12 protein-coding genes are annotated in these 15,419 nt (G+C 65.8%); 10 read left to right on the forward strand and 2 right to left on the reverse strand.

What is annotated here, in order from left to right; translation table 11 throughout:
* Positions 1-28 precede the first annotated feature (28 nt).
* The gene (locus A5706_RS26970) at positions 29-1,558 is read left to right on the forward strand and encodes a cell wall metabolism sensor histidine kinase WalK (protein ID WP_068137988.1); all 1,530 of its coding nucleotides are present in this window, start codon (positions 29-31) and stop codon (positions 1,556-1,558) included.
* A gap of 26 nt (positions 1,559-1,584) precedes the next feature.
* Here A5706_RS26970 and A5706_RS26975 read toward each other — a convergent pair whose 3' ends face one another.
* On the reverse strand, positions 1,585-2,406 hold the full coding sequence (locus A5706_RS26975) for an SDR family NAD(P)-dependent oxidoreductase (RefSeq protein ID WP_068137993.1): 822 nt from the start codon (positions 2,404-2,406) through the stop codon (positions 1,585-1,587).
* Positions 2,407-2,818: 412 nt separating this feature from the next.
* On the opposite strand from A5706_RS26975, the gene kdpA (A5706_RS26980) reads away from it, so the two are divergent.
* Positions 2,819-4,471 carry a potassium-transporting ATPase subunit KdpA gene (gene kdpA, locus A5706_RS26980; RefSeq protein WP_156767361.1) on the forward strand — a complete coding sequence of 551 codons (1,653 nt, stop codon included), beginning with the start codon at positions 2,819-2,821 and terminating at the stop codon, positions 4,469-4,471.
* Between the two features lie 195 nt (positions 4,472-4,666).
* Here the strand turns inward: kdpA (A5706_RS26980) and A5706_RS33270 are convergent, their stop codons facing one another.
* Positions 4,667-5,239 (reverse strand): DUF6611 family protein, encoded by a 573-nt coding sequence (locus tag A5706_RS33270; RefSeq protein ID WP_156767362.1) that lies wholly within the window; start codon positions 5,237-5,239, stop codon positions 4,667-4,669.
* A gap of 191 nt (positions 5,240-5,430) precedes the next feature.
* Here A5706_RS33270 and A5706_RS26990 point away from each other — a divergent pair, with 191 nt between their 5' ends.
* From A5706_RS26990 to A5706_RS27020, 8 genes are all read left to right on the forward strand, one after another.
* On the forward strand, positions 5,431-6,777 hold the full coding sequence (locus A5706_RS26990) for a DUF2254 domain-containing protein (protein WP_068138000.1): 1,347 nt from the start codon (positions 5,431-5,433) through the stop codon (positions 6,775-6,777).
* Positions 6,778-7,016: 239 nt separating this feature from the next.
* Positions 7,017-7,118 (forward strand): potassium ABC transporter ATPase, encoded by a 102-nt coding sequence (locus A5706_RS33275; RefSeq protein ID WP_231985431.1) that lies wholly within the window; start codon positions 7,017-7,019, stop codon positions 7,116-7,118.
* The gene (kdpF, locus tag A5706_RS33280) at positions 7,115-7,204 is read left to right on the forward strand and encodes a K(+)-transporting ATPase subunit F (RefSeq protein ID WP_156767363.1); all 90 of its coding nucleotides are present in this window, start codon (positions 7,115-7,117) and stop codon (positions 7,202-7,204) included. Before A5706_RS33275 ends, kdpF begins: the two co-directional genes overlap by 4 nt.
* The gene (kdpA, locus tag A5706_RS27000) at positions 7,204-8,874 is read left to right on the forward strand and encodes a potassium-transporting ATPase subunit KdpA (protein ID WP_068138003.1); all 1,671 of its coding nucleotides are present in this window, start codon (positions 7,204-7,206) and stop codon (positions 8,872-8,874) included. The genes kdpF and kdpA (A5706_RS27000) overlap by 1 nt, the downstream gene beginning before the upstream one ends.
* Positions 8,874-11,024: a potassium-transporting ATPase subunit KdpB gene (gene kdpB, locus A5706_RS27005; RefSeq protein ID WP_068138006.1), complete on the forward strand. Its 2,151-nt coding sequence runs from the start codon at positions 8,874-8,876 to the stop codon at positions 11,022-11,024. Before kdpA (A5706_RS27000) ends, kdpB begins: the two co-directional genes overlap by 1 nt.
* 1 nt (position 11,025) lies before the next feature.
* A complete protein-coding gene (locus A5706_RS27010) occupies positions 11,026-11,949 on the forward strand; it encodes a potassium-transporting ATPase subunit C (RefSeq protein ID WP_068138009.1) in 924 nt (307 codons plus the stop codon).
* A gap of 11 nt (positions 11,950-11,960) precedes the next feature.
* Complete coding sequence (locus A5706_RS27015; RefSeq protein ID WP_068138011.1) at positions 11,961-14,528, forward strand: sensor histidine kinase KdpD; 2,568 nt, start codon at positions 11,961-11,963, stop codon at positions 14,526-14,528.
* 73 nt (positions 14,529-14,601) lie between these two features.
* Positions 14,602-15,282 carry a response regulator gene (locus A5706_RS27020; protein WP_068138013.1) on the forward strand — a complete coding sequence of 227 codons (681 nt, stop codon included), beginning with the start codon at positions 14,602-14,604 and terminating at the stop codon, positions 15,280-15,282.
* Positions 15,283-15,419 lie beyond the last annotated feature (137 nt).

A 15,419-nucleotide genomic window follows, 5' to 3' on the forward strand; every position in this document is an offset into this window, starting at 1 on the left:
GCTCGGGGGTCATTCGGGTGGTCGCAGCATGTACCCAACGCCGCAGACCGGATCCAGGGACCTGCCGCGGTGGCTGCCCCATTCGTTGCGCCGCCAGTTGCTGTTGGGCGTGCTGGCCGTCGTCAGCGTGGTGCTCGTGACGGTGGGCGTGGTCTCGGTGCTGAGCCTGCGCGGCTACGTGACGGCGATGAGCGACGCTGACGTCGCCCAATCCCTTGATGCGCTGAGCAATTCGTACACCAGATACCGAAACGGCGAACACGGTCCGGCGGGCCACGGTGGCGAACCGATCGCCCAGGCGATGCTGGAGTTCACCGATCAAACGCCCGGGAACGTCATCGCCGTGCTGCACGACGGCGTGGTGATCGGTTCGGCGGTTTTTTCCGAAGCCGAGGCGCGGCCCGCGCCGGCTGACGTGGTGCACGCCATCGAGTCCCAGCCGTGGCCCGACGACGCCCCACCGCGCACCGAGAAGCTGGGCAGCCTGGGCTCTTACCGGGTCGACAGCCGGGCCTATGGATCCGACCTGTTGGTCGTCGGGGTATCGCAGGCGCGGGCCAACCAGATCATCGCCCGCAAGAACATCACCACCACGGCGCTTGTCGCGGCCGCCCTCGCGATTACCGCGGCGCTGACCATCTGGGTGGTCGGGATCACCCTTCGCCCGCTGCGCCGGCTCGCCGCCACCGCCGCCGAGGTCGCCGCCATGCCGCTGACCGACGACCACCGAATCAGCGTTCGGGTGCAGCCGAACGACACCGACCCCGACAACGAGGTCGGAATCGTCGGGCACACGCTGAACCGGTTGCTCGACAACGTCGACAGCGCGTTGGCGCATCGGGCCGACTCCGACTTGCGGATGCGGCAATTCATCACCGACGCCAGCCACGAGTTGCGCACCCCGCTGGCGGCGATTCAGGGGTATGCGGAGCTGACCCGCCAGGACAGCTCGGCGCTGCCGCCGACCACCGAGTACGCGCTGGCCCGCATCGAGGCGGAAGCGCGGCGCATGGCGGTGCTCGTCGACGAGCTGCTGTTGCTGTCGCGCCTGGGCGAGGGCCAAGACCTGCAGACCCAAGACGTCGACCTGGCGGACCTCGTCGGCAACGCCGTGAACGACGCGGCGGTCGCGGCGCCGACACACTATTGGGTCAAAGACCTTCCCGACGAGCCGGTTTGGGTGCGCGGAGATCACGCACGGCTCCACCAACTCGTCAGCAACCTGCTCAGCAATGCCCGGGTGCACACGCCGCCGGGCGTCACCGTGACGACCGGGATCACCTGCCGGCGGCGCGGCACCGAGTCGCCCTACGTCGAGTTGACCGTCGCCGACGACGGCCCCGGCATCGACGCGGATCTCCTCCCCCGGTTGTTCGAGCGGTTCGCGCGCGCCGACACGGCCCGGTCCAACGGGTCGGGCATCGGGCTGGGTCTGGCCATCGTGAGTTCGATCGTCAAGGCCCACCACGGCTCGGTGACCGCCGAATCCGCCAGTGGCCGAACGGTTTTCCGGGTGCGTCTGCCGATGATCGACGATCCGGTCACCGATGCCAGCTAACCACCGAGACGTGAGTTCGTAGGCGCTTACGTCAGGGCCGACTCGACCAGGCGGGCACTGAGTTTCTCCAGCCGGCCGCGAGCGCGCGAATTATCCACGAGCGCAGCGGCCTTCGTGAGGTGCAGACCGTCGTAGTACCCACCGTCGACCACGGGATAGGCGGGTGATCCGAGGGTGGCCATGATCGGCGCGGCCTCCTCGGCCGGCCGACCGACGCGGTCGTAGATGGGCAACAGCTGCGTGCGGTACACGCCGGGATGAACGCTGACGGCGGTGAACGAAGCGCCGCCCGCCTCAGCCAGCCACTTGCTGTACATCGTGAGGGCGAGCTTGGATTGCGCGTAAGCCGCCAGCGGCCAATACTGTTCGCCGGCCAAGTTCTTCCACTTGATGTTCCCCCCGATATGCGTCGCCGACGACACGTTGACGACTCGTCCGCCGGCGGCGACGAGCAGCGGCACCAGCCTCGTGGTCAGCAGGTAGTGCGCGAGGTAGTTGACCTGGAAGGTCAGCTCGTGGCCGTCCTCCGTGTAGGTGCGCCCTTGGGGTGCGGCGACTGCGGCGTTGTTTACCAGCACGTCCAGCGCCGGCAAAGTCGCCGCGAGCCTGTTGGCCAGGTCGGCGACCTCGTCCAGGCGCGTGAAGTCGGCGACGGCAAGGTTCAGGCGCAGCGGCTCCGCTCCGTCTTTCACCAAGCGCGTCATCGCCTCCTCGCCGCTGTCCTGGTCCGGAGCGTGCAGATATACGGTCGCACCACCATCGACGAACCGGCGGGCCGTTGCATAGCCGATCCCATCGGTGGCGCCGGTAACTAGAACAATGGGTGATTTTGAAAGGCTCTTGGGCATAACAACTTTCGAAGGTTATAGGGACGACTGTGGGCGTCACACGATGCGACGCGAACGCGGTCGGAAGGAATACGAAAAGGAACGAATCGAGAAGGGTTGACCTGCGAGCGCTAAAAGGACTGGTTCAGAGGCCAATTTGGCTGCGGGACGGCGGTTCATCGTCCCAGCCCACACCGTAACGCTCCAGCGCTGAGGGCACCGCGAGCGCGACAACCGTGGTGTGGGTCATGAGATGTATTGCAGCAGGACGGGACCCGCGCGGGCAATGCCGCTTTACAACTTCTTGACCTGGCTGGCGGTGTCCTTGACGGTTTGTTGACGGCGAAATGCGCCGAATACGCGTAGTTTCTCCTCCGAACGGACCGGGTTTGAATCAAGGAGCATTCCCATCGACAATCCACCTCAATGGGGAATAGCGGCCTGGCTACAAGTCGCCGCGATTGCTGTTTTGGTCGTGACCTTGCACGTGCCGCTGGGCACCTACATGGCCCGCGTCTACACCGACACGCGGCACTGGCGTCTGGAGAAACTGTGCTACCGGGTGATCGGGGCCCAACCCGACGACCAGCAGCGGTGGATGAAATACGGCACGTCGGTGCTGGCGTTCTCCGCCGTCAGCGTGCTCTTCCTGTACGGGTTGCTACTGGCGCAGGCGCGACTGCCGGAGCCGTGGGGGCACAAGGGTATGACGCCCGCGCTGGCTTTCAACACCGCGATCTCGTTCGTCACCAACACCAGTTGGCAGAACTACGCCGGCGAAACCACACTCGGCCACATCGGGTTGCTGACCGGTTTGGGTGTTCAGGCGTTCGCCAGCTGCGCGGTCGGAATGTGCGTCGCCGTGGCATTGATCCGAGGACTCTCGCAGTACCGAAACGAGCAAATCGGAAACTTCTGGGTCGACATGGCGCGAACGGTGCTGCGCATCCTCGTTCCGCTGTCGATCGTCGTCACTCTCATCCTGCTCGCACTCGGAGTGGTCAATAATCTGGCTGCGCCGCAAGACATCACGACGATCGCCGGAGGACATCAGAGGGTTCTTGGCGGCCCCGTAGCGACATGGGAATCCATCAAGCTGATGTCGGGTGACGGCGGCGGCGCCTTCAACGCGAACAGCGCTCATCCCTTCGAGAACCCTACGCCGCTCACGAATGTCGTGGAAATCGTTGCGATGCTGCTGATTCCGGTCGCGTTCATCAGAACCTTCGGGGTGATGGTCGGCGACAAGAAGCAGGGTTGGGCGCTATTCGCCGCCGCCGCAACCTTGTTTGTGGTCGGCACCGCGGCGATCATCGCGTCGGACCTCATCATGAACGGCACCGCGATCCATGCCGTCGGTGCGGCAACGGAAGGCACCGAGACCCGCTTCGGGGTGCCGGGCAGCGCCATCTTCGGTCAGGCCGCCACCGCCAGCGCCGACGGCGCGGCCAACTCGTCGTATGACAGCTACGCGGGCGCCGCCGGAGCCGTGCTGATGCTGAACATGATGCTCGGCGAGGTGGCACCCGGCGGTGCCGGCAGCGGGCTCTACGGCCTGCTGATGATGACCTTGCTCGCCGTCTTCTTGGGCGGCCTGATGATCGGACGCACACCGGAATACCTCAAGCAGCGGCTCCATGCCCGCCATATCAAGCTCGTCAGCCTCTATCTACTGACCCTCCCCGTGGCGGTGCTCGTTGGAACCGCGGTGGCCGTGGCGCTGCCCGGCGAGCGCGCCTCCATGCTCAACCCGGGGCCCCACGGACTTTCCGAAGTGCTGTACGCCTTCACCAGTGTCGCGTCCAACAATGGCAGCGCCTTCGCCGGCTTTTCCGGCAATACCACGTGGTACAACATCGCGCTTGCGCTCGCGATGGTGGTAGGGCGGTTCGTGCCGATCATCGTGGTGCTCGCGCTCGCCGGGACCTTCGCGGCACAACGGGCCGGTGTCATCACCGCCGGAACGCTGCGCACGCACAGTCCGACGTTCGTTTTCCTCATCATCGGTGCGACCGTGATCATCGTCGGGCTGGAATATCTGCCCGCGCTCGCGCTCGGCCCAGCGGCCGACGCACTGCTCAGATGAGTTCGCCGATGGCGACCGAAGCGAATATCGGCCGTGAAACGGCCGCATCACTTCCGTTTTAGGCTCGCGCCGTTCGCTTGTCTTCCGCCAGACCAGGATTCGAAGCGGGATCGACCGCTTCCGCGTCGACCCAGATAGTAGACCGTCAGCAACACCGAAGCTGCTGCGACGGCCTCGGGAATCTGGGACAGGGTGTTAGACATGCGCAATCGCCTCAACTCGGTCGTAGGCTTCCCACCAGATGGCCTCGTGCTCGACCACGGAGATCGCACCAGTGGCCAGCATCCGGTCGGCGCAGGTCAGCGCGCCGGCCAAGGTGCGCCACTCCGTGTACTGGCGTCGTCCATGCGCGTCGTCGCTGTTGGGAAAAAGGACGATGGACATCGACCTGACTCGCACGCGCAGGGGTCCGGCCCACAGGAACAGCAGCGCGCCGACACCTACATAGATGACCACAAAGATGCCCAGCACGGTGTCGGGTGAGGCCGCTGCATCGCCGAGCAGCATGACCGCGAGCAGCCCGAGCATAGCGCCGGTTATCGGCCACCCCCGCCACAGCCGCGCCAGCCGGCGATCAGCGGTCGTGCTGCCGGGGGGATAGATGGTCAACCGATAACGTTGGATGCCGTATCTGCCGACCGCGGCATCGAACGATCCCCACTGGTGGGCGCCGTCGAGTAGCCGCGACCACCATTGCGGTCGCGCCGGTACGTTCTCGGTCGGCTGAAGAACACCCGACCCAGGGTGTCGCTGGACGGTCCTTCGCATGCATTCGGGTCTACGCCGAGTTCGCGGCGCCCACTATTAATCCAAACGACATCTATACGCCCCACGGCCCAACCTTTACGCCACCTTGTCGGCCGGGCGAGCGTCAGCAGAACCAGCTTGCGGTTATCTGGGCCGGCCAGTTAGATATCCGCCGTGGTAGTCAATCGATCGTCGGGGGCTGCACTGATGTGATGCCACGCCTTCGTGTGGTGTGGCCGGAGTGGCAGCGAGAAGAGGTGCGCACCAATCTGTGGTTGGTTCCTACGATTCTGATAGTCGGTGCGCTCGGGCTTTTCGTGGTTACCCTGCGGCTCGATAGAGCCGCCTACCAGGGTGCGTTCCGCCCCCCGTCCTGGGTGATCAGCGGCTCCGCCGACGCCGCACGCCAACTCCTGACTTCGATCGCCGCATCGGTCATCACCGTCGTCGGCATCGTCTTTTCCATCACGATCGTGACCCTGACGCTCGCGTCGACACAGTTCGGTCCGCGGATGCTGCGCAACTTCATCCGTGACCGGGGCACCCAGCTCACGCTCGGAACGTTCGTCGCGACGTTCGTGTATTGCATCGTGGTGCTGGTGTCGATTGGCCCCGGCGATCGGGGCGAGTTCGTGCCTCATGTATCCATCACGACCGCGTTCGGTCTGGTTCTCATTGATCTGGCGGTACTGATCTATTTCATCCACCACATCGCCACCCAGATCCAGCTGCCACAGGTGATCGCCGGCATTGCCAAGGACCTGGCCCAAGCCGTCGCGGTGCAGAGCAGTGACCAGCCGCAGTCGTCGGCGCGAAAGCCCGGCCGCGGTCCCTCACTTGACGAGCTGCTCACCAGGATTGAAACCTCCGGCAGCGTCATTCGCACTCCCAAAAGCGGTTACCTGCAATTCATCCGGCATCAGACGCTGGTCCGCGTCGCCACCGACGCGGACGCGGTGATCCGGCTGCCCTACCGCCCGGGTCACTTCCTTGTTGAGGGCCGCGAACTGGCCAGCGTGTGGCCTGCCGCCGCGGCAGACCAGGTCGCCGATTATTTGGCCCGCGCCCAGGCAACCGGGCCGCACCGCACCCTGACGCAGGACGTCGCCTTCGGCGTGGACCAGCTCGTCGAGATCGCCATCCGTGCGCTATCGCCGGCCGTCAACGACACCTTTACCGCGCTGACGTGCATCGACTGGCTCGGCGACTGCCTGTGCAAGATCGCACCGGTATGGACGCCCACTCAAATACATCGCGACCATCAGGGGGCGATCCGCGTCATCTCCGATCAAGTCAGCTACGAGCGGCTGGTGCAGCGAGCCTTCGAAAAGATTCGCCAAGCCAGCCGCGGGATGCCCGCGGTGATGATCCGCCAGCTCGACGCCTTGACGACAATCATGGAGCAGACGACCGACCCGCACCGCGCACAGGTTCTGATGGACCAGGCGGCAATGATTCACCGAGCCAACGCTGAATCGGTCCCCGATGAATCCGATCGCGCCGACGTCGACCGTCGATACGTCGCGTTGCGTGCTCTGCACGAACGGCTGAACGGATAGCACACCGCTTACTTGTCGCGCAGTTCACAGCGTTTGTCGCGCTTGGCAATTCAGATACCGAGTGCCCATGGTGCGGGCCGCAGCGGTGTTCGAACAAACGAGCGTAAAGAAACCGTAAAGGCGCACTGCAACGGCGTTAGGAAAGTGTCAACCAAAGGCCCTATCCGGCAAACCCCGTCTAGTTTCAAGCTGACCTTGCCTCCGAGGCCGGCGCTGCGGCTGACTCGATGAGGTTTCAAGTGCTGAACGGAGACAAGATGGGCGTGTTGATCTACGTCTTAGTGACGATTGCGGTGTTTGCCCTCCTCGGCCTGACGCAGAAGTTAGTCGAGCGGCTGTGAGTTACGAAAACGTTGTCGGCTTGGCGCTTTCCGTCGTCCTTGCGCTGTATCTCGCGGCCGCCCTGCTGTTCCCGGAGAGGTTCTAGTGAGCACAACAACAGCGGGGATCATCTTCCTCGTCTTCCTCGTCGTGGCACTCGCGCTGGTACATGTGCCGTTCGGCGACTACATGTATCGCGTCTACACGTCGGAAAAGGACTCCTACGCCGAGCGGTTGATCTACCGGCTGATCGGTGTCGATGCGCGCTCGGAGCAGACGTGGGGGGCCTACGCCCGCAGCGTGCTGGCGTTCTCGTCGATCAGCATCCTGTTCCTGTTCGTGTTCCAGCTCGTGCAGGGCAAACTGCCGTTGCACCTGCACGATCCGGCCACCCAGATGACCCCGGGGCTGGCGTGGAACACCGCGGTCAGCTTCGTCACCAACACCAACTGGCAGGCCTACTCCGGCGAATCGACGCAGGGCCATCTGGTGCAGATGGCCGGGCTGGCGGTGCAGAACTTCGTCTCGGCCGCCGTCGGCATGGCGGTGGCGATCGCACTGGTGCGCGGCTTCGCCCGCAAGCGCACCGGTGACCTCGGGAACTTCTGGGTCGACTTGGTCCGCACAGTGCTGCGCATCCTGCTGCCAATTTCGATCATCGCCGCGATCGTGCTCATCGCGGGCGGCGCGATCCAGAATTTCCACCTGCACGACCAGGTCGCCACCACCCTCGGCGGCGCCCAGCAAACGATCACCGGCGGCCCGGTGGCCAGCCAGGAGGCGATCAAAGAGCTCGGCACCAACGGCGGCGGCTTCTACAACGCGAATTCCGCGCACCCGTTCGAGAACCCGACGACGTGGAGCAACTGGCTGGAGATCTTCCTGCTGCTGGTGATCAGTTTCTCGCTGCCCCGCACCTTCGGGCGCATGGTGGGCAGCACCAAGCAGGGCTACGCGATCGCATCGGTCATGGCGACCCTCTACGCGTTCAGTGTGTCCTTCATGATGTGGTTCCAGCTGCAGCACCACGGCACGGTGCCGACCGCCGTCGGGTCGGCCTTCGAAGGCGTCGAGCAGCGGTTCGGCGTCGCCAACTCGGCGGTGTTCGCCGACTCGACAACGCTGACCTCCACCGGCGCCGTCGACTCGTTCCACGACTCCTACACCAGCCTCGGCGGGATGATGGCGCTGTTCAACATGCAGCTCGGTGAGGTCGCTCCCGGCGGCACCGGCTCGGGGCTTTACGGCATGCTGATCCTGGCGGTGATCACCGTTTTCGTTGCCGGACTGATGGTCGGACGCACACCCGAATACCTCGGCAAGAAGATCAACCCACGCGAAATCAAACTGGCAGCAAGCTATTTCCTGGTCACGCCGCTGATCGTGCTGACCGGGACCGCGATCGCGATGGCGCTGCCCGGCGAACGCGCCGGCATGCTGAACACCGGCCCGCACGGGCTGTCGGAGGTGCTGTACGCGTTCACCTCCGCCGCGAACAACAACGGCTCGGCGTTCGCCGGCATCAGCGTCAACACCAACTGGTACAACACCGCGCTCGGATTGGCGATGGTCTTCGGGCGGTTCCTCCCGATGGTGCTCGTCCTGGCGCTGGCCGGTTCGCTCGCCAAGCAGGGCCACACGCCCGAATCGGCGGGCACCCTGCCCACCCATCGCCCGCAGTTCGTGGGAATGGTCGCCGGCGTCACGGTGATACTCGTTGCCCTCACTTTCCTGCCCATGCTCGCGCTTGGGCCTCTCGCTGAAGGAATCCACTGATGACCGCGACCGCCGTCGATTCGTCCGAGCAGACGCAGCCCGCGACTCCCACAGAGAAGAAGCGGGTCCAGGGCGGTTTGCTCGACCCGAAGATGCTGTGGAAGTCGACCCCGGATGCGCTGCGCAAGCTCGACCCGCGCACCCTGTGGCGCAACCCGGTGATGTTCATCGTCGAAATCGGCGCCGCATGGAGCACCGTGTTGGCGGTCATCAACGAGACCTGGTTCGCGTGGCTGATCGTCATCTGGCTGTGGCTGACCGTGCTCTTCGCCAATCTCGCGGAGGCGGTGGCCGAGGGCCGCGGCAAGGCCCAGGCGGAAACGCTGCGGCGCGCCAAGACTCAGACCCTCGCCCGGCGCCTCAAAAACTGGCAACCCGGCGCCCCCGGCGTCGAGGAAGAGGTCGCGGCGCCGTTGTTGCAGCAGGGCGACATCGTCGTCGTCGAGGCCGGCCAGGTGATCCCGGGCGACGGCGATGTCGTGGAAGGCATTGCGTCGGTGGACGAATCGGCGATCACCGGCGAGTCGGCGCCGGTGATCCGCGAGTCCGGCGGCGACCGATCCGCGGTCACCGGCGGCACCACCGTGCTGAGCGACCGCATCGTCGTGAAGATCACCCAGAAGCCGGGTGAAAGCTTCATCGACCGGATGATCGCCCTCGTCGAGGGCGCCAACCGGCAGAAGACCCCGAACGAGATCGCGCTGAACATCCTGCTGGCCGCGTTGACGATCATTTTCGTCTTCGCCGTCGCGACCCTGCAGCCGCTGGCGATCTACTCCAAGGCGAACAACCCGGGCGTCCCGGACACCCAGGCGCTCAACGCAAGTGGCGTCACCGGGATCGTGATGGTGTCGCTGCTGGTGTGCCTGATCCCCACCACGATCGGCGCGTTGTTGTCCGCCATTGGCATCGCCGGGATGGACCGGCTGGTACAGCGCAACGTGCTAGCGATGTCCGGGCGCGCCGTGGAAGCCGCCGGTGACGTCAACACGCTGCTGCTCGACAAGACGGGCACCATCACGCTGGGCAACCGGCAGGCCGGCGCCTTCATCCCGCTCGACGGCATCACCAACGAGCAGCTCGCCGACGCCGCCCAATTGTCCAGCCTGGCCGACGAAACGCCGGAGGGACGTTCGATCGTCGTGTTCGCCAAACAACACTTCGGGCTGCGCGAGCGCGCTCCGGGCGAACTCGCGCACGCCCATTGGGTGGAGTTCTCCGCCGCCACCCGGATGTCAGGTGTCGACCTGGACGGGCACCAACTGCGCAAGGGCGCGGCCAGTTCGGTCGCGGAATGGGTGCGCGCACAAGGCGGTAAGGTCCCCACGCAACTGGGCGAGATCGTCGACGGCATCTCCGCGGGCGGGGGCACCCCGCTGGTCGTCGGCGAGTGCCTGAATGGCGAGTCGGCGGTGCTCGGCGTCATCCACCTCAAGGACGTCGTCAAGCAGGGCATGCGCGAGCGCTTCGACGAAATGCGCAAGATGGGCATCCGCACCGTCATGATCACCGGCGATAACCCGTTGACGGCCAAGGCGATTGCCGACGAGGCCGGCGTCGACGACTTCCTCGCCGAGGCGACCCCGGAAGACAAGCTCGCGCTGATCAAGCGCGAGCAGGAAGGCGGCAAGCTGGTCGCGATGACCGGTGACGGCACCAACGACGCGCCGGCGCTGGCTCAGGCCGACGTAGGCGTGGCGATGAACACCGGAACGTCGGCGGCCAAAGAGGCCGGCAACATGGTCGATCTCGACTCCGACCCGACCAAGCTCATCGAGATCGTCGAGATCGGCAAGCAGCTGCTGATCACCCGCGGCGCGCTCACCACGTTCTCCATCGCAAACGACATCGCGAAATACTTCGCGATCATCCCCGCGATGTTCGTGGCGCTGTTCCCCGGGCTGGACATGATCAACATCATGCGACTGCACAGCCCGCAGTCCGCGATCCTGTCCGCAGTGATCTTCAACGCCATCATCATCGTCATGCTGATCCCGTTGTCACTGCGCGGCGTGCGCTACACGCCGAGCAGCGCGTCAAAGCTGTTGAGTCGCAACCTCTATATCTACGGGCTGGGTGGCATCGTCGCCCCGTTCATCGGGATCAAGGCAATCGACCTCATCGTCCAATTCGTCCCCGGGATGTCCTGACATGAAGTTCTCCAGTTTCGTCCGCATGCACTGGGCGGCCTTCCGCGCGCTGCTGGTGCTGACCGTGATCACCGGCCTCGCCTACCCGGCGCTCGTCTGGCTGGTCGCGCAGATACCGGGACTGCACGACAAGGCCGAAGGCTCGATCCTCACCGCCAACGGCAAGACGGTCGGCAGCCGGCTGATCGGTCAGCTGTTCACCGACAAGGACGGGAACGCGCTGCCGCAGTACTTCCAGAGCCGCCCCTCGGCGGCCGGCACCGGCTACGACCCTCTGAATACCAGCGCGAGCAACCTCGGTCCGGAGAGCATCGTCGACACACCCGCGGATCCGGCGCAGATCGCCGGCGGAAAGTCCGCGTCGGATGCAGGATTCAAGCCGAGCCTGCTGACACAGGTGTGCACGCGCAGTGCCGCAGTCGGTCAGCTCGAGGGAGTCGACGGCTCCCGCCCGTTCTGCACCGGCGGCGGCGTGGGCGCGGTGCTGTCCGTGATCGGACCTCGCGACGCGCGCGGCAACGTCATCCACCCGACCCGCGTGGTGAGCGTCAACGAGCCGTGCCAGTCGACCTCGGCCCCCTTCCTGACGATGTACGAGGGCGTGCGGGTCGAGTGCGCAAAATTTGGCGAGGACTACACGATCGGCCAGATCGTGCCCGTCCGCGGGGCCGCCTCCGCCAACCCGGCCGTGCCCGCCGACGCAGTCACGGCCAGCGGCAGTGGCCTGGACCCGGACATCTCACCGGCCTACGCCGACATCCAGGTCGCCCGAGTGGCAAAGGCCAGGCACGTCAGCGCCGCTCAGATCCGCGAAGTGCTGGCGCAGTACCGCGACGGCCGCGACCTCGGGTTCTTGGGTGAGCCGACGGTGAACGTGCTGGCGCTCAACCTGCAGCTCGACCACCGATTTCCGGTCACCGGTTAGCGCGGAGGGGGATGATGGTTGACGTGAGCGCAACCGACCACCGTCCCAAGCGCGGCGAGCTACGGATCTACCTCGGCGCAGCACCGGGTGTCGGCAAGACCTACGCGATGCTCGGCGAGGCGCACCGGCGCCTGGAACGCGGCACCGACCTGGTTGCGGCGGTGGTCGAGACCCATGGGCGAGCGAAAACCGCCGAGCTGCTTGACGGTATCGAGATCATCCCGCCGCACTACGTCGACTATCGCGGCGGCAGGTTCCCCGAACTCGACGTGCCGGCCGTGCTGGCGCGCCATCCTCAGGTGGTCCTGGTCGACGAACTCGCCCACACCAACACTCCCGGCAGCAAGAACGAAAAGCGTTGGCAGGACGTCGAGGAACTGCTCGACGCCGGGATCACGGTGATCTCCACGGTCAACATACAGCACCTGGAGAGCCTCAACGACGTCGTCGCCCAGATCACCGGCATCGAGCAGCAGGAAACCATCCCGGATTCGATCGTGCGCCAAGCGTCGCAGGTCGAACTTATCGACATCACCCCGGAGGCGTTGCGCCGCAGGCTATCGCACGGCAATGTCTACGCGCCGGCACGGATCGACGCGGCGCTGTCGAATTACTTTCGCGCCGGAAACCTCACCGCGCTAAGGGAATTGGCGCTGCTTTGGTTGGCCGACCAGGTCGACACCGCGTTGGCCAAGTACCGCGCGGAGAACAAGATCACCGACATGTGGGAGGCGCGCGAGCGGGTCGTGGTGGCCGTCACCGGCGGCCCGGAATCAGAGACGCTGGTGCGGCGGGCGTCGCGGATCGCGTCGAAGTCGAGCGCCGAGTTGATGGTGGTGCACGTCATCCGCGGCGACGGGCTGGCGGGTGTGTCGGAGCGCAAGATGGGCAAGATCCGGGAGCTGGCGAACAGCCTGGACGCGTCGCTGCACACCGTGGTCGGCGACGACGTGCCCACGGCGCTACTCGATTTCGCCCGCGAGAACAACGCCACCCAGTTGGTCATCGGCACGTCGCGCCGGCCACGGTGGGCGCGCATCTTCGAGGAGGGCATCGGCCCGACGATCGTCGAGCGGTCCGGGAAGATCGACGTGCACATGGTCACGCACGAGGAATCCACGCGCGGCCTTCACCTGGGGTCGCTCGTGCCCCGCGAGCGACGCGTCGCATCGTGGCTGGCCGCCGTCATCGTGCCGTCGGCCGTCTGCGCGGTCTCGGTGACGTTGCTCGACCCGTATCTGAACAACGCCGGCGAGAGCGCGCTGTTCTTCGTCGGGGTGCTGCTGGTCGGACTGTTAGGGGGCGTTGCCCCGGCGGCGCTTTCGGCCGTGCTGTCCGGGTTGCTGCTGAACTACTACCTGATACCCCCGCGGCACAGCTTCACCATCGCCGAACCCAACAGCGCCATCACGGAATTGGTGCTGTTGATGATCGCGGTCGCCGTCGCGGTCCTCGTCGACGGCGCCCGTCAACGCAGCCGTGAGGCCGGGCGCGCCTCCCAGGAGGCCGAACTGCTGACGTTGTTCGCCGGGTCGGTGCTGCGGGGCGCCGACCTCGAGACGCTGCTGGAGCGCGTGCGGGAGACCTATTCGCAGCGCGCGGTCAGCATGCTGCGCGAGCCCAGCGAGGAAGAGCGCGCCGCGGGAAAGAAGAGCTACATCGTCGCGTGCGTGGGCAAAGATCCTTGTGTGAGCGTCGATTCCGCCGACACCGCGATCGAGGTCGGCGACGACGAGTTCTGGATGCTGATGGCCGGCAAGAAGCTGTCCACCCGTGACCGCCGGGTGCTGAGCGCGGTGGCCAAGCAGGCCGCCGGTCTGATCAAGCAGCGTGAGCTGGCGGAAGAAGCCAGCCGGACCGAGGCGATCGTGCGGGCCGACGAGTTGCGGCGCTCCCTGCTCTCGGCCGTGAGCCACGACCTGCGCACGCCGCTGGCGGCCGCCAAGGTCGCGGTGTCCAGCCTGCGCGCCGAGGACGTCGCCTTCTCCCCCGAAGACACGGCGGAATTGCTGGCCACCATCGAGGAGTCCATCGACCAGCTGACTGCGCTGGTCGGCAACCTGCTCGATTCCTCGCGGCTGGCCGCCGGGGTGATCCATCCGGACCTGCGCCGGGTTTATTTGGAGGAGGCGGTGCAACGCGCCCTGGTCAGTATCGGCAAGGGCGCCACCGGGTTTTACCGATCGGCGATCGATCGCGTCAAGGTCGACGTCGGCGACGCCGTGGTGATGGCCGACGCCGGGCTGTTGGAGCGGGTGCTTGCGAACCTAATCGACAACGCGCTGCGCTACGCGCCCAACTGCGTGGTTCGGGTCAACGCGGGCCGGGTTGGTGACCGGATCCTGATCAATGTCATCGACGAAGGTCCCGGAATCCCGAAGGGTACCGAAGATCAGATCTTCGAGGCTTTCCAGCGGCTGGGCGATCACGACAACACCACGGGCGTCGGGCTGGGAATGTCGGTGGCGCGTGGCTTCGTGGAGGCGATGGGCGGCACCATCGCGGCCGGTGACACCCCGGGCGGCGGCCTGACCGTCGTGGTGGAGTTGGCTGCGCCGCAGGAGTTCGGTGCCCTATGACCCGCGCCAGCGACGATGCAGAGCGCAGCGATGAGGTGGGGGCACCTCCCGCTTGCGGGGGAGAGCGGCGCCGATGACCCGGGTGTTGGTGATCGACGACGAGCCGCAGATCCTGCGCGCGCTGCGCATCAACCTGTCCGTGCGGGGTTACGAGGTGATCACCGCGTCGACCGGCGCGGGGGCGCTGCGCGCGGCCGCCGAGCACAAGCCCGACGTGGTGATCCTGGACCTCGGCCTGCCGGACATATCCGGCATCGAGGTGCTGGGGGGCCTGCGCGGCTGGCTCTCGGCGCCGGTGATCGTGTTGTCGGCGCGCACCGATTCGTCGGACAAGGTCGAGGCCCTCGACGCCGGCGCCGACGATTACGTGACGAAACCCTTTGGGATGGACGAGTTCTTGGCGCGGTTGCGCGCCGCGGTCCGTCGCAACGCGGCGGCATCGGAGACCGACGAGCCCGTCGTCGAAACCGAAGCGTTCACCGTCGATCTGGCCGCCAAGAAGGTCACCAAGGACGGCGCCGAGGTGCATCTCACGCCGACCGAATGGGGCATGCTCGAGGTGCTGGTGCGCAATCGCGGCAAACTGGTGGGCCGCGAGGAGTTGCTGAAGGAGGTATGGGGCCCGGCCTATGCCACCGAGACCCATTACCTGCGTGTGTATCTGGCACAGCTGAGGCGCAAACTCGAGGACGACCCGTCGCATCCCAAGCACCTGCTGACTGAGTCTGGGATGGGCTACCGTTTCGAAGCGTGAGTGTGCGTGGACGGCGTCGCGTGTGTATTGCTGGCGGAAATTTCGCGATTTCGCCGCCCTGGGCGCACAACGAAAGCCCGCAACTCACAACGATTTCTGGTTAAGTCACATGCGCCACACTGGCATCGGGCCGGAGG

It is taken from the genome of Mycobacterium sp. E796 (assembly GCF_001672815.1).
GTDB lineage: Bacteria > Actinomycetota > Actinomycetes > Mycobacteriales > Mycobacteriaceae > Mycobacterium.